This is a genomic window from Streptomyces chryseus, from assembly GCF_014650755.1.
GTDB classification, from domain to species: Bacteria; Actinomycetota; Actinomycetes; order Streptomycetales; family Streptomycetaceae; genus Streptomyces; species Streptomyces chryseus.
In genome coordinates, this window is sequence record NZ_BMVO01000001.1 from 367,060 (window position 1) to 391,264 (window position 24,205).

A 24,205-nucleotide genomic window follows, 5' to 3' on the forward strand; every position below is an offset into this window, starting at 1 on the left:
TCCTGGCACCTGCGTCGGTGGGCCGTTCAGCCGGCCCTGCGTGCGGCGATCGCCTCGTACACCATGCCGACGAGCAGGTCGTCGGCGTCCCGGCGGCCGAACTCGGCGGCGGCGCGGGACATCTCGAACAGCCGGTGCGGGTCCGCGAGGACCGGGATCACCTGGCTCTGCACCCACTCGGGCGTCAGCTGCGCGTCGTCGACCAGCAGGCCGCCTCCGGCGTTGACCACCGGCTGGGCGTTGAGCCGCTGCTCGCCGTTGCCGATGGGCAGCGGGACGTAGGCGGCGGGGAGCCCGACGGCGGACAGCTCGGCGACGGTCATCGCGCCCGCGCGGCAGAGCATCATGTCGGCCGCGGCGTACGCGAGGTCCATCCGGTCCACGTACGGTACCGGGACGTACGGCGGCATCCCGGGCATGTTGTCGACGCGCGGCACCTCGTTCTTGGGGCCGACCGCGTGCAGGATCTGGATCCCGGAGCGCTGGAGCACCGGCGCGACCTGCTGGATCACCTCGTTGAGCCGCCGCGCACCCTGGGAGCCGCCGGAGACGAGCAGCGTCGGCAGGTTCGGGTCGAGGCCGAAGGCGGCACGCGCCTCGGGGCGGACCCGGGCCCGGTCGAGGGTGGCGATGGTGCGGCGCAGCGGGATGCCGATGTAGCGGGCGCCGCGCAGCTTGCTGTCGGGGGTGGAGACGGCCACGGCGTGCGCGTAGCGCGAACCGATCTTGTTGGCCAGACCGGGCCGCGCGTTGGCCTCGTGGACGATGATCGGCACGCCCAGGCGCTTGGCCGCGAGGTAGCCGGGCAGGGCGACGTAACCGCCGAAGCCGACGACGCAGTCGGCCTTCGTACGCTCCAGGATCTGCTCGGCGGCCTTGATGGTGCCGCGCAGACGCCCGGGGACGGTGATCAGTTCCGGGGTGGGTTTGCGGGGCAGCGGGACCGCGGGGATCAGCCCGAGTTCGTAGCCGCGCTCGGGTACGAGCCTGGTCTCGAGTCCGCGCTCCGTGCCGAGGGCTGTGATGCCCACGGAAGGGTCCTGCCTCCGCAGTGCGTCCGCGAGGGCGAGCGCGGGCTCGATGTGGCCGGCGGTCCCCCCACCGGCGAGTACGACATGCACCGAAATTCACCGCTCTCCGGACGGACGCTTCTTGACGCGCCGTCTCATCGTCTTCCATCTCACCCCGGCCCCTTTGCCAAGGACGGTCCTTCGCATGGCGAGGGCGGCCTTCGCAGCGGGATCCTCTCGCGCGAAGGCGATCAGCAACCCTACGGCGAACATGGTCGGCAGCAGGGAGGAGCCCCCGTACGAGAACAGCGGGAGCGGGACACCGGCGATCGGCAGCAGACCGAGCACCGCACCGATGTTGACCACGGCCTGCGCCGTGATCCAGGTGGTCACACCTCCCGCGGCGTACCTCACGAAGGGGTCCTCCGTGCGTCCGGCCACGCGGATACCCGCATAGCCTAGAGCCGCGAAGAGGGCGAGTACCGACAGCGTCCCCGCCAGACCCAGTTCCTCACCGGTGATGGCGAAGATGAAGTCGGTGTGGGGCTCAGGGAGTTGCCCCCATTTCTCCACACTTGCCCCCAGTCCGGAACCGAACCATCCGCCCGAGGCGAGAGCATAGATTCCGTGCACCGCCTGCCAGCATTCACCCTTGGGACCGAGATCGGTCGCGCCGGTGCAGGCAAGCCGTGACATCCGGTTGGCGTTGTTGCTGATGAGGACGAAGCCGACGAAGGCGGCGAAGCCGAGCACGCCTGCGAAGAGCCGGGTGGGCGCTCCCGCGAGCCACAGCAGCCCGAACAGGATCGCGGTGAGGAGGATCGCCGTACCCATGTCGCCGCCGAGCATGATCAGGCCGAGCAGCAGGAAGGCGACGGGGACCAGCGGCACCAGCATGTGCTTCCACTGGGTCAGCAGCCGCCTGTCCTGCTTGCGCGCGAGCAGGTCGGCCCCCCACAGCACGAGGGCCAGCTTGCCGAACTCGCTGGGCTGGAGCATGAAGGGGCCGCCGAGCGAGATCCAGTTCTGGTTGCCGCCGATGGCGACTCCTATCCCGGGGATCTGGACGAGCACCATCAGGAAGACGGTGACGGCCAGCAGCGGGTAGGACAGCGCGCGGTGCAGCTTGGCGGGCATCCGGGAGGCGGCGAGCAGCAGGGCGGTTCCGATGACCGCCGCGACGAACTGCTTGCGGAAGAAGTACGACGCGGGCAGCGACAGCTCCAGCGCCTTGATCATCGAGGCGGAGTAGACCATCACGAGCCCGAGCACGGTGATCAGCAGGGCGCTGCCCAGGATGAGGTAGTACGCCGTCAGAGGCCGGTCCCAGGTGCGCCGCGCCTGCTCGTACAGCCGGCGCAGACGGTTCTCGCCGGGCGGCCCGCTCAGGAACCCGCCCCGGCGGCGGGCGGCGGACGGACGGCGGGCGGGGCGCGTCCCCGCCGGCCGTGCACCCGCCGTCCCCACGCGCCCGCGCAGCACACCGCGGCCGCGCGGGGCGATGTCGTCGGCCAACATCTCGTGTCCCCTCCACTCATGCGCTGCGCCGACCGGTCCGTGGCGCGGGGACCGGTCCGCTAGTCGCGCTCCGGAGCCAACTGGCGTACGGCGTCGGCGAATGCCTCGCCACGCTTGTTGTAGTTGGTGAACATGTCCATGGAGGCGCAGGCCGGGGCCATCAGGACCGTGTCCCCGGGCCGCGCGAGCCGCGCCGCTTCCCGGACCGCCGCCGACATCGCCCCAGTGTCGGTCCGGTCGAGGTCGACCACCGGTACTTCGGGCGCGTGTCGCGCGAGGGCTTCGCGGATCAGGGCGCGGTCGGCGCCGATGAGGACGGCGGCGCGCAGCCGCTTCGCGGACTTCTGGACGAGCTCGTCGAAGGTGGCGCCCTTGGCGAGGCCGCCCGCGATCCACACGATCGGGTCGTACGCCGCGAGGGACGCCTCGGCGGCGTGCGTGTTGGTGGCCTTGGAGTCGTCGACGTACGCGACACCGGCGACGTCCGCGACGTGCTCGATGCGGTGGGCGTCGGGGCGGAAGGCCCGCAGGCCGTCGCGCACGGCGGCGGGCTCGACGCCGTAGGCGCGGGCGAGGGCCGCCGCCGCGAGGGCGTTGGCGATGTTGTGCGGCGCGGGCGGGTTGACGTCGGAGACGTCCGCCAGCTCCTGCGCGTTCTTCTGCCGGTTCGCGACGAAGGCGCGGTCGACCAGGATGCCGTCGACGACACCGAGTTGGGAGGGCGCGGGCGGGCCGAGGGTGAAGCCGATCGCGCGGCAGCCCTCCTCGACGTCGGCCTCGCGGACCAGGTCCTCGGTGGCGGGGTCGGCCGCGTTGTAGACGCAGGCGACCTGGTTGCCCTCGTAGATCCGGCCCTTGTCGGCGGCGTACGCCGCCATGGAGCCGTGCCAGTCGAGGTGGTCGGGGGCGAGGTTCAGCACGGCGGCGGAGTGGGCGCGCAGCGAGGGCGCCCAGTGCAGCTGGTAGCTGGACAGCTCGACGGCCAGGACGTCGTACTTCTCGTCGCCGAGGACGGCGTCGAGCAACGACACGCCGATGTTGCCGACGGCGGCGGTGCGCAGGCCGGCGGCCTCCAGGATGGAGGCCAGCATGCGCACGGTCGTGGTCTTGCCGTTGGTGCCGGTGACCGCGAGCCAGGGAGCGGCCCCGGGCCCGCGCAGGCGCCATGCCAGCTCGACGTCGCCCCAGATCTCCACGCCCGCCTCGGCGGCGGCCAGGAACAGCGGCTTGTCGGGCTTCCAGCCGGGCGCGGTGACGACGAGCTCGGTGCCCTCGGGGAGGGTCGCGCCGTCGCCGAGGCGCACGGTGACGCCGAGGGCTTCCAGTTCGGCGGCCTGGGCGCGCGAGCGCTCGTCGTCGCCGTCGTTGACGACGGTGACGTGGGCCCCGAGGCCCCGCAGCACACGTGCTGCGGGGATCCCCGAGACGCCGAGACCCGCGACGGTCACCCGCTTGCCGGTCCAGGTCGCTCCGGTCACTTGTCGGCCGCCCAGCCCGCGTAGAAGAGCCCGAGGCCGATGATCACGCACATGCCCTGGATGATCCAGAAGCGGACCACGACAAGGACTTCGGACCAGCCCTTGAGTTCGAAGTGATGCTGGAGCGGCGCCATCTTGAAGACGCGCTTGCCGGTCAGCTTGAACGAGCCGACCTGGATCACGACGGACATCGTGATGAGGACGAACAGGCCGCCGAGGAGCGCCATCAGGAACTCGGTGCGCGAGCAGATCGCCAGACCCGCGAGGGCGCCGCCGAGAGCGAGCGAGCCGGTGTCGCCCATGAAGATCTTGGCGGGCGAGGTGTTCCACCACAGGAAGCCGAAGCAGGCGCCCATGAGGGCGGCGGCGACGACCGCGAGGTCGAGTGGATCTCGTACGTCGAAACAGGCTTCGGGGTTCGTCAGGCTCGGCGCGTCGGCGCACGACTCCTGGAACTGCCACAGGCCGATGAAGGTGTACGCGCCGAAGACCATCACGGACGCGCCGGTGGCCAGACCGTCGAGGCCGTCGGTGAGGTTCACACCGTTCGACATCGCGAGGATCATGAACAGCGCCCAGACCACGAACAGCACCGGGCCGATGGACCAGCCGAAGTCCTGGACGAAGGAGAGCCGGGTGGACGCCGGGGCGTTGCCGCGCACGTCCTTGAACTGCAGGGCCAGCACGGCGAACGCGACGCCGACGATCAGCTGTCCGGCCATCTTCGCCTTGGCCCGCAGGCCGAGCGAACGCTGCTTGACGATCTTGATGTAGTCGTCGAGGAAGCCGACCAGGCCCATGCCCGCCATGAGGAAGAGCACCAGCAGACCGGAGACGCTCGGCTTCTCGCCGGTGATCACCTTCGCCAGGGCGTACGCGATGAGCGTGGCCAGGATGAAGGCGATGCCGCCCATGGTCGGCGTACCGCGCTTGCCGTGGTGGCCGCGCGGACCGTCGTCCCGGATGAACTGCCCGTATCCCTTGCGGGCCAGCAGCTTGATCAGCAGCGGAGTGCCGATCAGGGTCAGAAAGAGCCCAATGGCTCCCGCGAAGAGGATCTGCCTCATCGGCCGGTGACCTCACCCTCGGTCCGGTGGTCGAGGAGCGCCTGCGCGACCCGCTCGAGACCGACCGACCTGGAAGCCTTCACCAGCACGACGTCTCCCGGACGCAGCTCACTGCGCAACAGGTCGACCGCCGCCTGCGCGTCGGACACGTGCACCGACTCCTCACCCCACGAACCCTCGTTGTAAGCGCCCAGCTGCAGCCAGGACGCTTCCCTGCCCCCGACTGCCACGAGCTTGCTGACGTTGAGCCGGACGGCGAGCCGTCCGACCGCGTCGTGCTCGGCGAGCGAATCGTCACCCAGCTCGGCCATCTGTCCGAGCACCGCCCACGTACGACGCCCCTGACCCATGGCCGCGAGCGCGCGCAGGGCGGCTCGCATGGATTCGGGGTTCGCGTTGTAGGCGTCGTTGACGACTGTCACGCCGTCAGGACGCTCGGTGACCTCCATGCGCCAGCGGGACAGCGTGCCCGCCTCGGAGAGCGCGGTGGCGATCTCGTCCACGGACATGCCCAGCTCATGGGCGACGGCGGCCGCGGCGAGCGCGTTCGACACGTGGTGCTCACCGTACAGCCGCATGGTCACGTCACTGCACCCGGTGGGTGTGTGAAGGATGAAGGCAGGCTGTCCGTTCCCGGTCAGCCGGACGTTCTCGGCCCGTACGTCCGCATCTGCGTCTTCGCCGAAGAGCAGCACGCGGGCCTTGGTGCGGGACGCCATGGCCCGTACGAGCGGGTCGTCGGCGTTGAGCACGGCCACGCCGCCCGCGTCGGCGGCCGGCAGCGCCTCGACCATCTCGCCCTTGGCCTCGGCGATCTGCTCGCGGCCGCCGAACTCGCCGATGTGGGCGGTGCCGACGTTCAGCACGAGGCCGATGTGCGGCGGGGTCAGCCCGGTGAGGTACCGGATGTGGCCGATGCCGCGGGCGCCCATTTCGAGGACCAGGTGCTCGGTCTCCTCGGTGGCGCGCAGGGCGGTCAGCGGCAGGCCGATCTCGTTGTTGAGGGAGCCGGGCGTCCAGACCGTGGGCGCCTTGTGCTGGAGCAGCTGGGCGATCAGGTCCTTGGTGGACGTCTTGCCGGCCGAGCCGGTGAGGGCGACGACCTTCGTGCCGAGCCGCTCGACGACGGCGCGCGCCAGGGCGCCCAGCGCCTCGGTGACGTCGTCCACGACGACGGCGGGCACGCCGACGGGCCGGGTGGCCAGCACGGCCGCCGCGCCGGCGGCGACGGCCCGCTCCGCGTAGTCGTGGCCGTCGACCTTCTCGCCGGCGAAGGCGGCGAACAGGCTGCCGGGCTCCACCTCGCGGGAGTCGATGACGACGGGCCCGGTGACCTGGAGGCCGCTGTCCGGTATGTCGTGCGACTGCCCGCCGGTGATGCCGGCGATCTCTGCGAGGGAGAGTGCGATCACGGGGTCACCCCGCTGTCGTGGAGCGATCCGGCGCTGCGGATGGCCGCGCGGAGCACCTGGCGGTCGTCGAAGGGGCGTACCACTCCGGCGATGTCCTGTCCCTGCTCGTGGCCCTTGCCGGCGACGAGCACGGTGTCGCCGGGCTTGGCGCGGGCGACCGCCGCCGCGATGGCCGTGGCCCGGTCGGCGTCGACCAGGACGTCGCCGCGCTCGTGCGCGGGCACCTCCGCGGCCCCCGCGAGCATCGCGGCGAGGATCGCGAGGGGGTCCTCGGAGCGGGGGTTGTCGGAGGTCAGTACGGCCGTGTCGGCGAGGCGGGCGGCAGCGGCGCCCATCGAGGGCCGCTTCTGCTTGTCGCGGTCGCCGCCGCAGCCGAGGACGATGTGCAGCTCTCCCTCGGTGACCTTGCGCAGCGCGCGCAGGACCGATTCGACAGCGTCCGTCTTGTGGGCGTAGTCGACCACGGCGAGGTACGGCTGCCCCTCGTCCACGCGCTCCAGGCGGCCCGGCACGCCGGGGACGGCGGCGATGCCGTCGGCGGCGGTCTGCGGGTCGACGCCGGCGACGGCGAGCGTGACGATCGCGGCGAGCGTGTTGGCGACGTTGAACGGGCCGGCCAGCGGGGCGGTCGCGACGACGCGCTCGCCCTGGGGGCCGACGGCCGTGAACGTACTGGTGAACGGGCCGACTTCGACGTCCTCGGCATGCCAGTCGGCGTCCGGGTGGCCCTCGGCGGAGAAGGAGGTGACCGGGACGCCGGACTCGGTGAGGAGCCTGCGGCCGTACTCGTCGTCGAAGTTCACGACGCCGGTCCTGCTGCGCTCCGGGGTGAAGAGACGTGCCTTCGCCTGGAAGTAGTCCTCCATGTCGGAGTGGAATTCCATGTGCTCGGGGCTCAGGTTGTTGAAGACCGCGACGTCGAAGACGCAGCCGTCGACCCGGCCGAGCACCAGCGCGTGGCTGGAGACCTCCATGGCGACCGCCTCGACGCCGCGTTCGCGCATGACGGCGAACAGGGCCTGGAGGTCGGTGGCCTCGGGCGTGGTGCGCTCGGACTTGATGCGCTCGTCGCCGATGCGCATCTCGACCGTGCCGATGAGGCCGGTCGTGCGGCCCGCCGCCCGCAGACCGCCCTCGACGAGGTACGCCGTGGTGGTCTTGCCGGACGTGCCGGTGATGCCGAGCTGGAGCAGGGCGTCGCCGGGGTGGCCGTAGATCTCGGTGGCGAGCTCACCCATCCGGCCGCGCGGGTCCTCGACGACCAGGGCGGGCAGGCCCGTGGCCGCCGCTCTGGCGGCGCCGGTGGGGTCGGTGAGGATCGCCGCCGCGCCGAGCCCCGCCGCCTGGGTGGCGAAGTCGGCGCCGTGCAGGCGCGCCCCGGGCAGGGCGGCGTAGAGGTCGCCGGGCCTGACCGCGCGGGAGTCGTGCGTGATGCCGGTGACCTCGGCCGCGCTCTCGTCGGCTCGGGCCTCGACACCCAGCCGTTCGGCCAGCTCCCCGAGGGGTGTCGGGTGGACCTCGACCGGCCGGGGCGCTCCGGGGTAGGTCACCGGGGCGTCCTTCTGGGTGGTTTGGGACTGATCAGCGTGTGGCACGGCGGTGAGCGTACCGGGCGTACCCGGCCCCCCGCTAAACGAGGGGTGCCGGCCCGCGTCGGGGTCTTCGCGGTTCCCGGAGTTTCGGGTGATGGTTGTCACTGGTGGTCCTGAGTCACTCGCCGGGTGTGAAGGACACCGGCAGCCGGGCGGGCTTGCTGCCGGTCGGTGCGACCTGGAGGGTCTTGAGGGCGAACTCCATCACCTGCTTGTAGATGGGTCCGCAGATCTGGCCGCCGAAGTAGCTCCCCTTCGTCGGGTTCTGGATGGCGCAGTAGACGGTGATGCGCGGCTTGTCGGCGGGTGCGAATCCGGCGAAGGACGCGGTGTAGCCCTTGTAGCGTCCGGTGGCCGGATCCACCCGGTTGGAGGTGCCGGTCTTTCCGCCGACGCGGTAGCCCGGGATGCGGGCCTTGGTGCCCGTACCCTCCTCGTCGTCCACGACCGATTCCAGCATGGCGGCCAGGGTCTTGGCGGTCTTCTCGCTGACCACCCGGGTCTTCTTGGGCGCCGGGGCGGGGGTGAAGCGGCCGTCGGGCCCCTTCGTGCCGCGCACGAGCGTTGGCTGGATCCGTACGCCGCCGTTTGCGATCGTCGAGTAGACGGACGCCGCCTGCATGGCGTTGAGCGACAGGCCCTGGCCGAACGGGATCGTGTACTGCTGCGAAGTGCTCCAGTCCTTCGGCTTGGCGAGGATGCCCGAGGTCTCCCCCGGGTAGCCGAGGCCGCTGGGCCGCCCGAGGCCGAACCTGCTCAGGTAGGAGTGCAGGACCTGGTTGGCCTCGCGCCGGGTCTTGCCGAGCTGCTCGGTCGCCAGGATGGTGCCGATGTTGCTGGACTTGGCGAGGACGCCGTTGAGCGTGAGGTGCCAGGTCGGGTGGTCGATGTCGTCCTTGAACAGCCGGTCGCCGCGGTGCAGCCGGTTGGGTACGACGACATGCGTGCCGGGGGCGGCGGCGTTCTCCTCCAGTACCGCGGCCATGGACATGACCTTGGCGGTGGAGCCGGGTTCGTACGCGTCCTGGAGGGCCGCGTTGCCCATGGCGGCCGCGTCGGCCTGCGAGAGGTCGTTCGGGTCGAAGCCGGGCGAATTGGCCATGGCGAGGACCTCGCCGGTGCGGGTGTCCTGGACTATCACGTAGCCGCGGTCCGCCCCCGACTTCTCGACCTGTTCGCTGATGGCGTCCTGGGCGGCCCACTGGATGTCGCGGTCGATGGTCAGCTCGATGTCGGAGCCGGGGACCGCGGGCACCTCGCGGGCACCGACGGTGGGGACCCTGCGGCCGCCGGACTGGGCGTACTTGATCTCGCCGTCCTTGCCGGCGAGCTCCTCGTCCAGCTGGGTCTCCAGGCCGCCCGCGCCCTTGCCCTCGGCGTTGACGTAACCGAGTATCCCGGCGGCGAGATCACCGTTGGGGTAGACGCGCTTGCTGCTGGCCTCCTGGAAGACGCCGGCGAGGACGTTGACGCCCTTGCCGCCCTTGGCCTTGTCCGCCGCGGCCTTCTCGGCGAAGACGCTCTTGAGGTCCTTGATCTGGTTCCAGATCTGCGGCGTCTGGCGTTGGGCCAGGCGGACGTACAGGCTCTTGGGCTTCCTCAGCTTCTTCGCCAGGTCGTCCGTGTCCTTGCGGAGGATCGGCGCGAGGAGCGCCGCGGCCTGCTCGGGAGCGTCCGTGGTCTTGGTGAACTTCTCGGTGAACATCGAGGGGTCGGCCGTGATGTTGTGCGCGTCGACGCTGGTGGCCAGCGCGATGCCGCCGCGGTCGGTGATCTGGCCGCGCTCGGCGGCCAGCGTGGCGCTGGAGTACCGGTTCTTCTCGGCCTTGGCGGTGTACGTGCTCGCGTCGACGGCCTGCACCTGGAGCAGCCGTACGACAAAGGCCAGCATGACCAGCGTGAGCCCGACGCCGACCAGCCGCAGCCGGGGCCGGGGACTGCCGAGCACCAGGGACCGCGCGGCCTTGGGAGCGGGGCGCGGCCGCGCCACCGGGCGGCGCGGCGCGGGGCGCGCGGGGGGCTTGGGGCGACCGCCGCTGCGCGGCCGCCCGGGGCCGGGCACGCGGCGGCGCGGTGGTTCCTGGGGGGGCACTGCGTCACCTGCCGGGGGTCGTGGTCGGCTTCGCGGACGGGACGGGCCGGCGCGGAGCTGCCGGCTGCGGGCGGGCTTACGGGACCGGGACGGAAGCGGGGCCGGGCGGACCGGCGGGGGCCGGAGCGGCGGCGGACGGCGACGCGGGCGGCGCCGGGAAGGGCGGGGCGGGCACGGCGGGCGGGGCGGCGGCCGGCGGGGAGGGGGCCACCGCCGGGGGCGGGACGGGAGCGGGGAGGCTGAGCGGCGTACGGCGGCCGAGCGCCGCCGACGCCTGGGAGGGCACGCCGCGGACCGTGCCGTCGGGGCCGAGGAACGCGGGGCTGCCCCCCGGCACCATGCCGAGTTCGCGGGCCCTGCGCTCCAGCGCGCCGGGCGCGGAGCGGTCGTCCACGTCCTGCTGGAGCGCCTGCTCCTCGTCGGTCAGCTCGGTGGTCCGCTTCTTCAGCTCGCTCAGCTTGAACGAGCCCTCGTTGAGGGAGGAGTTCAGCAGCAGCAGCGTGATGAGGCCGCCGCCGAGCAGCAGCACGACCAGCAGCACGAAGGGGGTCCTGGCGGCCTGGTTGGGCCCCGACGGCATCAGCCGCGACAACCGCGCGGCGCGTCCCTTCAGCTGCTTGGCCGGCCTGGTCACCGCACGTCCTCCCGGATGCGCTGCGCGCCGCGCAGCCGCGCGGGGGCGGCGCGGCGGTTCTCCGCGATCTCGTCCTCGGTGGGCAGTTCCGCGCCGCGCGTCAGCAGCTTCAGCCGGGGCTGGTACTGCTCGGGCACGACCGGCAGACCGGGCGGCGCCGTGTTGGCGGCGCCCGCCGCGAAGACCTGCTTGACCAGGCGGTCCTCCAGCGAGTGGTACGAGAGGACCGCGATCCGCCCGTCCACGGCGAGCGACTGCACGGCCGCCGGGATCGCCCGCTCCAGCACGCTGAGCTCTCCGTTGACCTCGATGCGCAGCGCCTGGAACGTGCGCTTGGCGGGGTTGCCGCCGGTGCGCTTGGCGGCCTGCGGCAGCGCGTCGCGGATCAGCTCGACGAGCCGCGCGCTGTTGCTGAAGGGCTCCTTCTCGCGCTCGCGCACGATCGCCGAGACGATCCTCTTGGCCTGCTTCTCCTCGCCGTACTGGCGCAGGATCCGCACCAGCTCGCCCGGCGGGTACGTGTTGAGGACCTCGGCGGCGCTCACGCCCGTCGTCTGGTCCATGCGCATGTCGAGCGGGGCGTCGTGGGCGTACGCGAAACCGCGCTCGCGCTCGTCGAGCTGCATGGAGGAGACGCCGAGGTCGAACAGGACGCCCTGCACGCGGGGGACGGAGAGCCGCTCCAGTACCTCGGGCAGCTCGTCGTAGACCGCGTGGACGAGGGTGGCCCGGTCACCGAAAGGGGCGAGCCGCTCGCCGGAGAGCCGCAGCGCCTCCTTGTCCCGGTCGAGGGCGACGAGCCGCGCCTCGGGGAAGGCCTTCAGCATGGCCTCGCTGTGTCCGCCGAGGCCGAGGGTGCAGTCGACGACCACGGAACCCGGCTTCTGGAGGGCCGGGGCCAACAGGTCCAGGCATCGCTGGAGCATCACCGGGACGTGTCGGGTCTGGCTCATGCGCCCTCTCAGGTACCGGCGCGGTCGTGCACGTACGGCCTGGTCCCCACCCGCTCGAAAGGGGACGGCCTGCCGGCGCCGGGGAAGTGGCGTCGGCCGACCGGCGAGCGGGAGGAGGCCGGGCCGTACGTACGCCGCGCACGCGGGGAAGTTCGGAATGTGCGAGATGTGTCCGTAAAGCAGTAAGGGACGCGTCACGCCACCCACTTCGCGTCACTTTAGTCGACTCGTCCTCCCGGTCAATCAACGGCCCAGCGCGCGGCGCGGGCTTGTTTTCACTCGTACGGAGTACGCGCGTCGACGCCTGTGGGTTACCTCACAACAAGCCTTGTTGACGTTCTTTGTCCCATCTCACAGCGGGCTCGCGCCGCCGGCGACGATTAACGTCTAGGGCATGTCGACTTCCGCGCATGTACCCGCCGAGTCCAATGCCCAGAAGCGCGTCAAATCGCGCTCCGACGGTACCGTCATCGACCGCCTCGTAGAGGCGAACCGGGAGTACGCCGCCGGCTTCGAAGACCCGGGGATGGACGCGCGGCCCGTGCTGCACGTCGCCGTGGTCGCCTGCATGGACGCCCGCCTCGACCTGCACGACGCCCTCGGCCTGGAGCTGGGCGACTGCCACACCATCCGCAACGCCGGCGGCGTGGTCACCGACGACGTGATCCGCTCGCTGACCATCAGCCAGCGCGCGCTCGGCACCCGCAGCGTCATACTCGTCCACCACACGACCTGCGGCCTCGAACGCCTCACGGAGGACTTCCGGGTCGAGCTGGAGCACGAGGTCGGGCAGCGTCCGTCCTGGGCCGTGGAGGCCTTCCGGGACGTCGACCAGGACGTCCGCCAGTCGATGCAGCGGGTGCGGACCTCGCCGTTTCTGCCGCACACCGACGACGTACGCGGCTTCGTCTTCGACGTGGCCACCGGCCTGCTGCGGGAGATCGACCCCGTCACGTGAGGCAGTCCGCACACGAAAATGTGCGGACGAAACACGGCAACCCCTGACATAACCCTCCCCGTTGTCCACAGGCGAGTGACACGAACGGGTAACGGCAACAACAATGCGGGTGTGACATCGCGCCGGAACCTCCGTGCGTGATGTCCGTGTTTCGGGGCGGGCGCCGCGCAGTCGCGGCGCCCGCCCGTAGAACGGGGCCGAGGAGGGCCGGGTGACGACCTATGACGATCGAGCGAGCCTCACAGATCTGACCACCACAGCGGAGCGGGTCCGCAGGTCGGTGGAGAGCGTGATCGAGGGCAAGCCGGAGGTCGTACGGCTTTCGCTGACCGTGCTCCTCGCCGAGGGGCACCTGCTGATCGAAGACGTGCCGGGCGTGGGCAAGACGATGCTCGCCAAGGCGCTCGCGAGATCCGTCGACTGCACGGTGCGGCGGATCCAGTTCACGCCCGACCTGCTGCCCTCGGACATCACCGGGGTCAGCATCTACGACCAGCAGCGGCGGGACTTCGAGTTCAAGCCGGGCGCGATCTTCGCCCAGATCGTGATCGGCGACGAGATCAACCGCGCCTCGCCGAAGACCCAGTCCGCGCTGCTGGAGTCGATGGAGGAGCGCCAGGTCACCATCGACGGCCAGACCTACGAGCTGCCCTCGCCCTTCATGGTGGTCGCCACCCAGAACCCGGTGGAGATGGAGGGCACGTACCCGCTGCCCGAGGCCCAGCGCGACCGCTTCATGGCGCGGGTCTCCATCGGCTACCCGAGCGCCGACGCCGAGTTCCAGATGCTCGACGTGCACGGCGCGGCGTCGCCGCTCGACGACCTCCAGCCGGTGGCGCACGCCCACGACATCCTGAAGCTGATCGACGCGGTCCGCACGGTGCACGTGGCCGACGCGATTCGGCGCTACGCCGTGGAGCTGGTCTCGGCCACCCGAACCCACCCGGACCTGCGCCTCGGCGCCTCGCCGCGCGCGACGCTGCACCTGCTGCGCGCCGCCAAGGCCTCCGCCGCGCTGAGCGGCCGCGACTACGCGCTGCCCGACGACGTGCAGGCGCTGGCCGTGGCGGTGCTCGCCCACCGGCTGCTGCCGACGGCCCAGGCCCAGCTGAACCGGCGTACCTCCGAGCAGGTCGTACGGGACATCCTCCAGCGCACGTCCGTACCGACGGCGGAAGGCAGGACGGTGCAGCCCGGCGCGGCCGCGGCGTACGGCGCTCAGCAGCCCGGCGTACGGCGGCTGTGATGGCGGCCGGGGGCCTCGCCGCACCGGCGGCGGGCGACGGCGGCGGGGACGGCGACGGCGACAAGGGCGGTCTGCGGGCCGCCCTGTCCGGGCTGACCACGCGCGGCCGGTCGTTCCTGGCGGCCGGCGTGGCCGCCGCCGCGTGCGCCTACGTCCTGGGCCAGGGCGACCTGCTGCGGGTCGGGCTGCTGCTCGCGGTGCTGCCGCTGGTCTGCGTGACGGTGCTGCACCGCACCCGGTACCGGGTCGCGGGCAGCAGGCGGCTGACGCCCTCGCGCGTGCCGACGGGCTCGGAGGCGCGCGTCCACCTGCGGATGGACAACGTCTCGCGGCTGCCCACCGGTCTGCTCATGCTCCAGGACCGGGTGCCGTACGTCCTCGGGCCGCGGCCCCGGTTCGTCCTGGACCGGGTGGAGGCGGGCGGCCGGCGCGAGGTCTCCTACCGCGTCCGCTCCGACCTGCGCGGGCGCTATCCGCTCGGCCCGCTCCAGCTGCGGCTGACGGACCCCTTCGGCATGTGCGAGCTGACCCGCTCGTTCAGCGCGTACGACACCCTGACCGTGATCCCGCGCGTCGAGGCGCTGCCCGCCGTGCGGATGACGGGCGAGGCGTCCGGGTACGGCGACGGGCGCAACCGCTCGCTCGCGCTGGCGGGCGAGGACGACGTGATCCCGCGCGGCTACCGGCACGGCGACGACCTGCGCCGCGTGCACTGGCGCTCCACCGCGCGCTACGGCGAGCTGATGGTGCGCCGCGAGGAGCAGCCGCAGCGGGCCAGGTGCACGGTGCTGCTCGACACCCGGGAGGACGCGTACCAGGGGGCCGGTCCCGACTCGGCCTTCGAGTGGGCGGTGTCCGGGGCGGCCTCCGCCCTGGTGCACATGCTCGAACGGGGCTTCTCGGTACGGCTGTTGACCGACACCGGCAACTCCGTCCCCGGCGAGGGGGCCGACGGTTTCGCCGGCGCCACCCAGGAGACGGCCGACTCCGCCGGGCTGATGATGGACACGCTCGCCGTCGTCGGACATTCGGACGGCCCCGGGCTCTCCCCGGCGTACGACGTGCTGCGCGGCGGCAACGAAGGGCTGCTGGTCGCCTTCTTCGGCGACCTGGACAAGGACCAGGCGGCGGTGGCTGCGCGCATGCGTCAGCGCAGCGGAGCCGCCGTGGCGTTCGTGCTGGACAGCGAGACCTGGACGCCGGGGCGCGCGCCCGGCCAGGGCGGGGCACAGGACGCGGCGGGCCTCATGGCACGCGTGCCGGCGGCGGCCGAGGAGCGGGTGAGGCCGCTGCGTGAGGCGGGGTGGACGGTGCTGACCGTGCCGCCCGGCATGCCGCTCGCCGACCTGTGGCGGATGGCCGAACGACAGCGCACCGGCTCGGGGGCCTCCCCCGCGGGCGGCGCGGCGGGCACAACGGGGGGTAGGTCATGAGCGGTCGCGGACGGCTGGCGCTGTGCGCCACGGCGGCCACCCTGATGACGGCGGGCGCGCTGCTGCCGCTGGTCGACAAGGCCTCGTGGTTCCTGACGGCGGCGCTACTGGTGGCGGTACAGGCGGGGGTGGGGGCGCTCGCGCGGCGGGTGCCGCTGGCCCGGACGCTGACCGTGGCGGTCCAGGCCCTGGTGGCGCTGCTGCTGCTGACGGCTGTGTTCGCCGGGGAGGCGGCGATCGGCGGGGTGCTGCCGGGGCCCGAGGCGTTCCAGGAGTTCGCGCGGCTGCTGACGACGGGCGCCGAGGAGGTCGGGCGGTACGCCATTCCGGCGCCGGCGACCGAGGGCATCAGGCTGATGCTGGTCGGCGGTGTGCTGCTGATCGCCCTGGCGGTGGACGCGATCGCGTTGACGTGCCGCAGCGCGGCCCCGGCCGGGCTGCCCCTGCTCGCGCTCTACTCGGTGGCCGCCGGGCTGTCCCAGGGTGGCGCCGGCTGGCTGTGGTTCCTGCTGGCGGCCTCCGGCTACCTGCTGCTCCTGCTGGCCGAGGGCCGGGACCGGCTCTCGCAGTGGGGGCGCGTCTTCGGCGGCGCGCCGCGCGCCGCCGGGCGCAAGGCGGCCGCCGGGTACGAGACGGCGGGGGGCTCCGCGCTGGCCCCGGTCCGTACGGGCCGGCGCATCGGCGTACTGGCGATGGGCATCGCCCTGGCCGTCCCCGCAGCGCTGCCCGCCCTGGACGGCGGGCTGCTGAGCGGTACGGGCGGCGGGAGCGGCGGCGGCTCCGGCGGCGGCACGATCTCGGCGGTCAACCCGCTGGTCTCGCTGCAGAACAGCCTCAACCAGCCCGAGGACCGCGAGGTGCTGCGGTACCGCACGAACTCGGACAACACGAAGGACCTGTATCTGCGGATCGTCGCGCTGGACCAGTTCGACGGCGCCGCGTGGAAGTCGTCCGAGCGCCGGATCGAGGACGTACCGGACCGGCTGCCGCGCCCGCAGGGGCTCGGACCCGGGGTCCGTACGACCGAGATCAGCTCCAGCGTCTCGGCCGCCGGCTGGTACGCGCAGAGCTACCTCCCGCTCCCCTACCCGGTGACGCGGGTGGACATCGGCGGCCGCTGGCGTTACGAACCGGCCGGCCGCACCCTGGTCGGCGACCGGGGACAGACCACCAAGGGCGTGCGGTACACGGCGAGCAGCCTGATCGTGCGGCCGACCGCCGGGCAGCTGGCCGCGGCCACCCCGCCGCCGGCCCGGCTGCTGCGCGAGTACACGAAGGTCCCCGGATCGCTGCCCGAGGTGGTCGAGTCGACCGCGCTGCGCATCACGAAGGACGCCTCGAACGACTACGAGCGGGCGGTGGCGCTCCAGGACTGGTTCGCCGCCAAGGGCGGTTTCACGTACGACACCGAGGTGCAGTCGGGCAGCGGCACGGCCGCGATCGCCCGCTTCCTCCGGGACAAGGAAGGCTTCTGCGTCCACTTCTCGTTCTCGATGGCGGCGATGGCCCGGACGCTCGGCATCCCGGCGCGGGTGTCGGTGGGCTTCACGCCCGGCACCGCGCAGGGTGACGGGACGATGTCGGTGGGGCTGCGCGACGCGCACGCCTGGCCGGAGCTGTACTTCGAGGGCGTGGGGTGGACCCGCTTCGAGCCGACGCCGAGCCGCGGCTCGGTGCCGGACTACACCCGCGAGGAGACGCCGGCCGTGACCCCGTCCGACCCGGCTCAGGCGCAGCCGAGCACGACGGACGCGCCTTCGGCGGCGCCGAGCGTCACGGACAGCTGCCCTCCGCAGATGAGGCGGCAGGGCGAGTGCGGCGGACCCGCGCCGCAGGGCGGCGCAGGCCCCACCGACACGGGGTTCCCGCTCGGCCCGCTGCTGGTGGTGCTGGGCGTGCTGCTCGTGGTGCTGGTGGTGCTGCTGCCGCTGCTCTGGCGCATCCAGGTGCGTAGGCGACGGCTGGGCGCCGAGGGGCGCACGCCCGCGGATGCGGCCGCCCGTACGCTCGCCGGCTGGCGGGAGATCACCGACGCGGCGTGGGACTACGGCATCGCGCCGGACGAGTCGCAGACGCCCCGCAAGGCGGCCGCGCGGATCGTGCGCCTCGGCAAGCTCGAAGGGGCGTCCGGCGAGGCCGTGCACCGGGCGGCGGGCGCCGTGGAGCAGGTTCTGTACTCCCCCCGGCCTCCGGTGGCGGGGAGCCTCGCCGAGGAGGCGCGGCTGGTCCGGGCGGGGCTGCGCGCCGCCGCGGGGCGCGGAGCGCGTCTGCGGGCACTTCTCGCGCCGCGCTCGGCTGTCCGGGTGGTCTGGGCCGTTTCGGCCCGCTGGGCCACCGCTATGAACCGGTGGAACGCGGGCCGCGGGAACGTGGAGCGGTGGGCGGGGGCCCTGCGCCGCCGCCCGTCCCGGCAGCGGGGCTGACGGGCGGCCCCGCACACGGCTGACGAGGCGGCCCGCACGGCTGACGGGGGCGGCGGGGGAAACGAAATGAGGGGTGACCGCGTGGAAGCGGTCACCCCTCACTCGTGTGCAAGTGTCGGATGCGATCGACCGGTGTCCGGTCAGCGGAGGCGGCCCGGGTCAGTGTCCCTGGCCCTCTTCGCGGCGGCGCTGCCACCGCTGCTCGATGCGGTCCATGACCGACCGTCGCTGCCGGGGCCGGCTGCGAGCAGCCGCACCGGTATCGGTACCGGGAGCCGGTTGCTCCCCCGGCTTCGGGGCCTTGCGCCAGCCGGTGACCGCGAGCACCGCGCAGCCGAGCATCACAAGGAAGCCCACCACGCTGACCCAGATCTGCTGTGCGACCATTCCGGCCATGAGGAGCGCGATACCCACCAGGAAGCCTGCGACTGCCTGGTAGACCCGTCGTCGGGTATACGTACGCAGCCCGCTTCCCTCAAGCGCTGTCGCGAACTTGGGATCTTCGGCGTACAGCGCTCGCTCCATCTGCTCGAGCATTCGCTGCTCGTGCTCCGAGAGCGGCACGGGAGTCCTCCTACTCGTCGGTCGCGGGGGGCGACCGTTTGCGGCCCTTTCAGAATAGGCAGGGAATCGCCCCCGTGAAACCCGCCCTCTACGCCAATTCACATTCCGGGCCGCCATGCCGTCTCGGTTGCCTGAGGAGTGCATTCCCCGTCGGCCGATCCGCCATGCGCACGGTGTGCTCCGATCATACGGGGCCAGGCGGCCGATCGGGGGGCCTGTGGCGGACTCCATGCGCCACTGCGTTGCTGATCAGCCGCTTCCCGGCTGCCGGGGAGCGGCTTCGTCAGCGCCGGTCGGGCCCCTGCTTCTGGCCGAGGACGTGCAGCTGGGTCGCGACGGAGTGGAAGGCGGGCAGCTCGGCGGCGGCGGCCTCCAGCTTGAGCAGGGCGTCGAGAGCGCCGGGCTCGGTGTCCACCAGGGCGCCCGGGACGAGGTCGGCGAAGACCCGTACGCCGTGGACGGCGCCGACCTCGACGCCGGCCTTGGCGACCAGTTCGGTGAGCTGCTCGGCGGTGAACCGGCGCGGTACCGGGTCGCCCTCGCCCCAGCGGCCGGCCGGGTCGCCGAGGGCATGCCTGGCCTCGGTGAAGTGCCCGGCCAGAGCCCTGGCCAGGACGGCGCCGCCGAGGCCGGCGGCGAGGAGGCTGAGGGTGCCCGAGGGGCGCAGGGCGTCGACGGCGTTGCGCACGCCCTCGGCCGGGTCGTCGACGTACTCCAGGACTCCGTGGCACAGCACCGCGTCGTAGCCGCCGCGCTCGACCACGTCGAAGAGGCCGTGGATGTCGCCCTGCACCCCGCGCACGCGGTCCGCGACGCCCGCCTCGGCGGCCCGGCGCTCCAGCGCGAACAGCGCGTTGGGGCTGGGGTCGACGACGGTGACGCGGTGGCCGAGGCGGGCGACGGGCACCGCGAAGTTGCCCGTGCCGCCACCGGTGTCGAGGACGTCCAGGGCGTCGCTCCCGGCCGCCTCGACCTTGTCGTCGAGAGCCTCCTTGAGGACCTCCCAGACGACGGCGGTACGAAGGGAGGCGCGGGGGCGCATCGGGTCCGACACGGCAGTTGACTCCTCGGCGCGGTGCCGCCGCGGGCGGCGGGGCGGTGAACGGTGCGGGCGATAAACGCCCTGCCCACCCTATTGCCTCCGCGAACCGGTCCCGTCATCCCGCGTCGGAGTGGTCCGCGCTCCCCGCCCGGGGCCGTGGCAGCACGGGGTCGAGCACCAGCAGCCGCTCGACCAGGCGCAGGAACATCGCGGCGTCGCGCAGCAGGTCGTCGGCGTCCCGGGCGCCGGCCGCGCCCTGTATGCCCGCCTCGGCCTGGGCCCGGCGGCGGGCGCCCGAGGCGAACAGCGCGCTCCACTCGGTCAGTTCCGGCGCGACCTCCGGGAGGACCTCCCAGGCACTGCGGATCCGCCGGCGCCGGCTCGCGGTGGTCTCGGGCCGCCCTCGGGCCGCGAGGACGGCGGCGGCGGTGCGCAGGGCGGCGAGGTGGGCTGTGGCGTACCGCTCGTTCGGGACGTCGAGGCCCGCGGCCTCGTCCAGCCCGGTGTGGGCCTGGGCGAGCAGGTCCAGGGCGGCGGGCGGCGCACCGGCCCTGCGCAGGACCGGGTGGACGTCGGCGGCGGGCCCGGTCGCCGAGGGGGCGGGGCCGGTGGCGCGGCGGCGGTGTGCGGCAGCTGAGGACGTGCGAGACGTGCGAGCCATGACGAACCTCCTTCGTCGCGTGACGGCTCTGTAGCCGTATGTGTCCATCGTGAGGGCCACCACTGACAATCGGCCCTGACCTGGCCTTTTTGCTTCGAGAGCGGCTTCGGGCTACTTTTGCACTGACTGGTCAGTTCAAAAGTGGGGAGGGCGTGTGGACAGCAGCCCGCACGGGGCAGCGGTGACCGCGGAGGACTTCGGGCTGAAGGGCCCGCGCGGGTGGGCGTTCCGCGGGGTGAGCGTCGCGGCACGGCCCGGCGCGCTCGTCGCGGTCGAGGGTCCGTCCGGCTCCGGCCGCACCTGTCTCCTGCTCGCCCTCACCGGCCGCATGCGTCCCACCGAGGGCCACGCGGAGGTCGGCGGCCTGCGGCTGCCGAAGAAGATGGCCGCCGTACGCCGCATGAGCGCCCTCGGCCCGGTCACCGGTGTCAACGAGCTCGACCCGGCCTTCACCGTCGCCGAGCATCTGCGGGAGCGGGCGCTCCTCCAGCGCCGCCTCGACGGCTCGCTGCGCGCCCTGCTGCGGCCCCGCGCCGTACGGGCCGCAGAGGCGCGGGCCAGGATCGACGCCGCTCTCGACGCGGCGGGCCTGGACCTGGAGACGCTGCCCAAGGGGGCGCGTACGTCCGTACGGGACCTGGAACGCCTGGAGGGGCTGCGGCTGTCCGTCGGCCTGGCGCTGATGGGCCGCCCCCGGCTGCTCGCGGTGGACGACATGGACCTCAAGCTCTCCGACGCCGAACGTGCGCAGGCCTGGGAGCTGCTGCGGTCCGTCGCCCGAGGGGGGACGACCGTCCTCGCGGTGTGCAGCGAGGCGCCCGACGACGCGCTGCGGGTCACCACCGGAACCGAGGGGGCGACCGGCACCGCACCCGAGCCGGAACCGGAACCTGAGTCGGAGCCGGAGCCGGAGCCGGAGTCCGAGCCGAGGGACGGCACCGAGGCCGACTCCGAAGCCGGGCCCGAGACCGACACCGAGACCCGTACCGACACAGAGGAGGGGGCGGACGATGCGATCGCCGAAACTGGCCGCGCTTGAGCTGAAGCGGTTCGGCAGGGGAAAGCTGCCGCGCGCCGCGCTCGTCGCGCTGCTGCTGCTCCCCCTGCTGTACGGCGCGCTGTACCTGTGGTCGTTCTGGGACCCGTACGGCAGGCTCGACCGGATACCCGTCGCGCTCGTCAACGACGACAGGGGCGCCGAGGCGGGCGGCAAGAAGATCGCCGCCGGTGACGAGATCACCGAGAAGCTGCTCGACAGCAAGGTCTTCGAGTGGCACGAGGTGAGCGCCGACGAGGCCCGCAGGGGGGTCGAGGACGGTGCGTACTACCTGTCCCTGACCATGCCCGAGAACTTCAGCGAGCGGATCGCGTCCAGCTCCGGCGACGTTCCCGAGACGAGCGCGCTTCGGGTGCGTACCAACGACGCGAACAACTACATCGTCGGGCAGATCTCGCGAACGGTCTTCTCCGAGGTGCGGACGGCCGCTTCGAAGGACGCCTCGCGCTCGTTCCTCGACAAGATCTTCATCTCCTTCTCCGACATCCACGACTCCACCGAGAAGGCGGCCAAGGGCGCCGACGACATCAGGGGCGGGATCGGGAAGGCGAAGAAGGGCTCCAGCGATCTCAAGGGGGGCCTCAACAAGGCCAAAGCCGGTTCGGCGGAACTCTCCCAGGGACTGACGAAGGCCAAGAAGGCCAGCACCAAGCTGTCCGGCGGCCTGAGGACCCTGCACACCAAGTCGGGCGAGCTGAAGACCGGCGCACAGGGGGTCGCCGACGGCACGCAGCGGCTCGCCGACAAGGTCAACGGCATCGCGAACTCGGTCAGCCCGTACCTCAGGGACAACGGCAAGACGGTCGGCGACACCGCGAAACTCGTCGCCGACAGCACCCGGATCGTCCGGGACAACCTCGGCTCGCTCGTGAAGCGCGCGCCCGTCGCGGCCGAGGCTTCCCGTGTGGCGGCCGACGAACTGCACACCGTCTACGCAGCGCGCTGTGTGAACCAGCCGCTCGCCGACCCCGCCTGCCCGCACCTGAAGAAGGCCGACAAGGCCGCGGCGGACACGGCTCTCATCGCCGCGGACGTCAACAACCTCGTCAAGAACCAGCGCGGCGATCTTGACCAGCTGGACAAGGAACTGGGCAAGCTCCAGGACCAGGCGCGCAAGATCGCGGAACGCGCTCCCCATCTGGACGAGGACCTCGACACCGCCGTCAGCCAGGTCAACGCCCTGAACAACGGCGCCAAGAAGGTCGCCGAGGGCGCCGCCAGGATCAGCACCGGTCTCGGTTCCGCGAAGACGGGTGCGGTCGACCTCGACAGCGGCATCGGCAGGCTCGACACCGGTGCCACCGACCTCGACAACGGGCTGGCCAGGCTCCAGTCCGGCGCCGGGGAACTGAACGGCGGCCTGATCAAGCTCGTCGACGGTTCGGGTGATCTCGCCAGCGGCCTGCACAAGGGCGTCGGCAAGATCCCGGACTACGACAAGGAGAAGCGCGACCAGCGCACCGGCGTGATGGCCGACCCGGTCCAGCTCGCCTCCCAGTCGATGCACAAGGCGCCCAACTACGGCACCGGCTTCGCCCCCTACTTCATCCCGCTGTCCCTGTGGGTCGGCGCGATGGTGGCGTACATGCTGATCCAGCCGCTCAACCGCCGCGCGCTCGCGGCGGGGGCCTCGGCCTGGCGGATCGCCCTCGCCGGCTGGCTGCCGGTGGCGGCGCTCGGCGTGCTGCAGGTGGCCGCGCTGATGTCCGTACTCCACTGGGGGCTCGGCCTGCGGATGGAACGGGCCGCCGGGACGATCGGATTCCTGGTCCTGGTGACGGGCTGCTTCTCGGCGATCGTGCAGTGGCTGAACGCGCGGTTCGGCGCGGCGGGCCGCATCCTCGTCCTCGCCGTGCTGATGCTCCAGCTGACCTCGGCGGGCGGCACCTACCCCGTACAGACCAGTCCGGGCTTCTTCAACGCGATCCACCCCTTCCTGCCGATGACGTACGTCGTGGAGGGCCTGCGCCGGCTCATCACGGGCGGCGGCCTGGAACCGGTCTGGACGGGCAGCGTCGTGCTGCTCGCCTTCACGGCCGGAGCGGTGGCGCTGACGGCGCTCTCGGCGCGGCGCAAGCAGGTCTGGACGCTCGACCGTCTGCACCCGGAGCTCAGCCTGTGAGAATCATGTCCATGGACAGCAGCAGCACGCGCCGCCAGGTCACCCGGCAGAAGCTCTACGAGGCGGCCGTCACTCTCATCGCGGAGCAGGGGTTCTCCTCGACCACGGTGGACGAGATCGCCGAGCGCGCCGGGGTCGCCAAGGGCACGGTCTACTACAACTTCAAAAGCAAGACCGAGCTCTTCGAGGAGCTGCTGCGGCACGGGGTCGGGCTCCTCACCGCGTCCCTGCGGGCCGCCGCTGACGAGACGCAGGAGCGCGGGGGCACCAAGGTGGAGGCCCTCGACGCGATGATCAGGGCCGGTCTCGGCTTCATCGACCGGTATCCCGCGTTCACGCAGCTGTACGTCGCCGAGCTGTGGCGCACCAACAGGGCCTGGCAGTCGACGCTGCTGGTGGTGCGCCAGGAGGCCGTCGCCGTCGTCGAGACGGTGCTGCGCGAGGGCGTCGAGAACGGTGAGCTGAGCAAGGAGATCGACATTCCGCTGACGGCGGCCGCGCTCGTCGGCATGGTGCTGGTGGCGGCGCTGGACTGGCAGGCGTTCCAGCGGGAGCGGACGATCGACGACGTGCACTCCGCGCTGTCGCTGCTGCTGCACGGCCGGGTGAGCGGCCGCCGCTAGCCGACGGCCGGCCGACGCGACCGGGGAACGCGGCCGCGAGACGGCGAAACGCCGGTCGGACGAGGCTCGTCCCCCCGAGCCCCCGCCGACCGGCGTCCTGCCGTACTCCCCCGCGTGCTCCCCCGGAGTCCCCCGACCCCGTGGTCGCGCCCCCCGCGCCGGCAGGGGAGCCGCGCCGCTCCGCCGCCCCGTGTCGGCGGTGCGGGCGCCGCGCCCCTTCCGTGGTCCCCACTCTTCCGTCCCCGCAGGTGGGAACCCATCCGCACAGCTACTCATCTCCCGCACTGAGTACGGGTACTCACGCCTGTGTGCCCCGCCCC

The 24,205-nt window shown here is 72.5% G+C and carries 19 protein-coding genes; 7 read left to right on the forward strand and 12 right to left on the reverse strand.

The genetic code is table 11. The annotated features are described in order from the left end of the window. Positions 1–26 precede the first annotated feature (26 nt). The 9 genes from murG to rsmH form a co-directional block, all read right to left on the reverse strand. The gene (gene murG, locus IE185_RS01745; protein WP_138895416.1) at positions 27–1,121 is read right to left on the reverse strand and encodes an undecaprenyldiphospho-muramoylpentapeptide beta-N-acetylglucosaminyltransferase; all 1,095 of its coding nucleotides are present in this window, start codon (positions 1,119–1,121) and stop codon (positions 27–29) included. 6 nt (positions 1,122–1,127) lie between these two features. After that, positions 1,128–2,528, reverse strand: a complete 1,401-nt coding sequence (ftsW, locus tag IE185_RS01750; protein ID WP_138895415.1) for a putative lipid II flippase FtsW — start codon at positions 2,526–2,528, stop codon at positions 1,128–1,130. 59 nt (positions 2,529–2,587) lie between these two features. Then, the gene (gene murD / locus IE185_RS01755) at positions 2,588–4,006 is read right to left on the reverse strand and encodes a UDP-N-acetylmuramoyl-L-alanine--D-glutamate ligase (protein ID WP_138895414.1); all 1,419 of its coding nucleotides are present in this window, start codon (positions 4,004–4,006) and stop codon (positions 2,588–2,590) included. Further along, entirely contained in the window at positions 4,003–5,073 is a 1,071-nt protein-coding gene (mraY, locus tag IE185_RS01760; protein ID WP_138895413.1) for a phospho-N-acetylmuramoyl-pentapeptide-transferase, read from the reverse strand. The genes murD and mraY overlap by 4 nt, the downstream gene beginning before the upstream one ends. Beyond that, a complete protein-coding gene (locus IE185_RS01765; protein ID WP_138895412.1) occupies positions 5,070–6,485 on the reverse strand; it encodes a UDP-N-acetylmuramoyl-tripeptide--D-alanyl-D-alanine ligase in 1,416 nt (471 codons plus the stop codon). Before IE185_RS01765 ends, mraY begins: the two co-directional genes overlap by 4 nt. Further along, the gene (locus tag IE185_RS01770; protein WP_138895411.1) at positions 6,482–8,182 is read right to left on the reverse strand and encodes a UDP-N-acetylmuramoyl-L-alanyl-D-glutamate--2,6-diaminopimelate ligase; all 1,701 of its coding nucleotides are present in this window, start codon (positions 8,180–8,182) and stop codon (positions 6,482–6,484) included. The genes IE185_RS01765 and IE185_RS01770 overlap by 4 nt, the downstream gene beginning before the upstream one ends. Positions 8,183–8,195: 13 nt before the next feature. Then, positions 8,196–10,169, reverse strand: coding sequence for a peptidoglycan D,D-transpeptidase FtsI family protein (locus tag IE185_RS01775; RefSeq protein ID WP_189714469.1), 1,974 nt, complete (start codon positions 10,167–10,169; stop codon positions 8,196–8,198). A gap of 76 nt (positions 10,170–10,245) precedes the next feature. Further along, positions 10,246–10,803 (reverse strand): cell division protein FtsL, encoded by a 558-nt coding sequence (ftsL, locus tag IE185_RS01780; protein WP_189714471.1) that lies wholly within the window; start codon positions 10,801–10,803, stop codon positions 10,246–10,248. Next, positions 10,800–11,756, reverse strand: coding sequence for a 16S rRNA (cytosine(1402)-N(4))-methyltransferase RsmH (rsmH, locus tag IE185_RS01785; protein WP_138897459.1), 957 nt, complete (start codon positions 11,754–11,756; stop codon positions 10,800–10,802). Before rsmH ends, ftsL begins: the two co-directional genes overlap by 4 nt. Before the next feature lie 394 nt (positions 11,757–12,150). On the opposite strand from rsmH, the gene IE185_RS01790 reads away from it, so the two are divergent. The 4 genes from IE185_RS01790 (at position 12,151) to IE185_RS01805 (ending at position 17,816) form a co-directional block, all read left to right on the forward strand. Further along, complete coding sequence (locus tag IE185_RS01790; protein ID WP_138897458.1) at positions 12,151–12,714, forward strand: beta-class carbonic anhydrase; 564 nt, start codon at positions 12,151–12,153, stop codon at positions 12,712–12,714. A 211-nt stretch (positions 12,715–12,925) separates the two neighbouring features. After that, complete coding sequence (locus IE185_RS01795; protein WP_138897457.1) at positions 12,926–13,960, forward strand: AAA family ATPase; 1,035 nt, start codon at positions 12,926–12,928, stop codon at positions 13,958–13,960. Then, positions 13,960–15,393: a DUF58 domain-containing protein gene (locus tag IE185_RS01800; protein WP_138897456.1), complete on the forward strand. Its 1,434-nt coding sequence runs from the start codon at positions 13,960–13,962 to the stop codon at positions 15,391–15,393. The genes IE185_RS01795 and IE185_RS01800 overlap by 1 nt, the downstream gene beginning before the upstream one ends. Then, the gene (locus IE185_RS01805) at positions 15,390–17,816 is read left to right on the forward strand and encodes a transglutaminase TgpA family protein (RefSeq protein ID WP_138897455.1); all 2,427 of its coding nucleotides are present in this window, start codon (positions 15,390–15,392) and stop codon (positions 17,814–17,816) included. The genes IE185_RS01800 and IE185_RS01805 overlap by 4 nt, the downstream gene beginning before the upstream one ends. A 159-nt stretch (positions 17,817–17,975) precedes the next feature. Here IE185_RS01805 and IE185_RS01810 read toward each other — a convergent pair whose 3' ends face one another. The 3 genes from IE185_RS01810 to IE185_RS01820 all read right to left on the reverse strand — a co-directional run bounded on the left by IE185_RS01810 (position 17,976) and on the right by IE185_RS01820 (position 20,083). Next, positions 17,976–18,380 carry an SCO2097 family morphological protein gene (locus IE185_RS01810; protein WP_138908714.1) on the reverse strand — a complete coding sequence of 135 codons (405 nt, stop codon included), beginning with the start codon at positions 18,378–18,380 and terminating at the stop codon, positions 17,976–17,978. A 283-nt stretch (positions 18,381–18,663) separates the two neighbouring features. Further along, positions 18,664–19,434, reverse strand: a complete 771-nt coding sequence (locus tag IE185_RS01815) for a methyltransferase (RefSeq protein ID WP_138899366.1) — start codon at positions 19,432–19,434, stop codon at positions 18,664–18,666. Between the two features lie 103 nt (positions 19,435–19,537). Then, the gene (locus tag IE185_RS01820; RefSeq protein WP_189714473.1) at positions 19,538–20,083 is read right to left on the reverse strand and encodes an SAV_6107 family HEPN domain-containing protein; all 546 of its coding nucleotides are present in this window, start codon (positions 20,081–20,083) and stop codon (positions 19,538–19,540) included. Between the two features lie 154 nt (positions 20,084–20,237). On the opposite strand from IE185_RS01820, the gene IE185_RS01825 reads away from it, so the two are divergent. From IE185_RS01825 to IE185_RS01835, 3 genes are read left to right on the forward strand one after another with little or no spacing between them, the layout of a single operon-like run. Continuing rightward, on the forward strand, positions 20,238–21,122 hold the full coding sequence (locus IE185_RS01825) for an ATP-binding cassette domain-containing protein (protein ID WP_138898691.1): 885 nt from the start codon (positions 20,238–20,240) through the stop codon (positions 21,120–21,122). Then, the gene (locus IE185_RS01830; protein WP_138898690.1) at positions 21,094–23,262 is read left to right on the forward strand and encodes a YhgE/Pip family protein; all 2,169 of its coding nucleotides are present in this window, start codon (positions 21,094–21,096) and stop codon (positions 23,260–23,262) included. The genes IE185_RS01825 and IE185_RS01830 overlap by 29 nt, the downstream gene beginning before the upstream one ends. Before the next feature lie 11 nt (positions 23,263–23,273). Further along, a complete protein-coding gene (locus tag IE185_RS01835; protein WP_138898689.1) occupies positions 23,274–23,885 on the forward strand; it encodes a TetR/AcrR family transcriptional regulator in 612 nt (203 codons plus the stop codon). Positions 23,886–24,205 lie beyond the last annotated feature (320 nt).

Coding starts and splice junctions, on each gene's coding strand:
- IE185_RS01830 (WP_138898690.1), top strand. CDS start 21,094: ATGCGATCGCCGAAACTGGCCGCGCTTGAGCTGAAGCGGTTCGGCAGG.
- IE185_RS01800 (WP_138897456.1), top strand. CDS start 13,960: ATGGCGGCCGGGGGCCTCGCCGCACCGGCGGCGGGCGACGGCGGCGGG.
- IE185_RS01820 (WP_189714473.1), bottom strand. CDS start 20,083: ATGGCTCGCACGTCTCGCACGTCCTCAGCTGCCGCACACCGCCGCCGC.
- mraY (WP_138895413.1), bottom strand. CDS start 5,073: ATGAGGCAGATCCTCTTCGCGGGAGCCATTGGGCTCTTTCTGACCCTG.
- ftsW (WP_138895415.1), bottom strand. CDS start 2,528: ATGTTGGCCGACGACATCGCCCCGCGCGGCCGCGGTGTGCTGCGCGGG.
- IE185_RS01790 (WP_138897458.1), top strand. CDS start 12,151: ATGTCGACTTCCGCGCATGTACCCGCCGAGTCCAATGCCCAGAAGCGC.
- rsmH (WP_138897459.1), bottom strand. CDS start 11,756: ATGAGCCAGACCCGACACGTCCCGGTGATGCTCCAGCGATGCCTGGAC.
- IE185_RS01835 (WP_138898689.1), top strand. CDS start 23,274: ATGGACAGCAGCAGCACGCGCCGCCAGGTCACCCGGCAGAAGCTCTAC.
- IE185_RS01805 (WP_138897455.1), top strand. CDS start 15,390: ATGAGCGGTCGCGGACGGCTGGCGCTGTGCGCCACGGCGGCCACCCTG.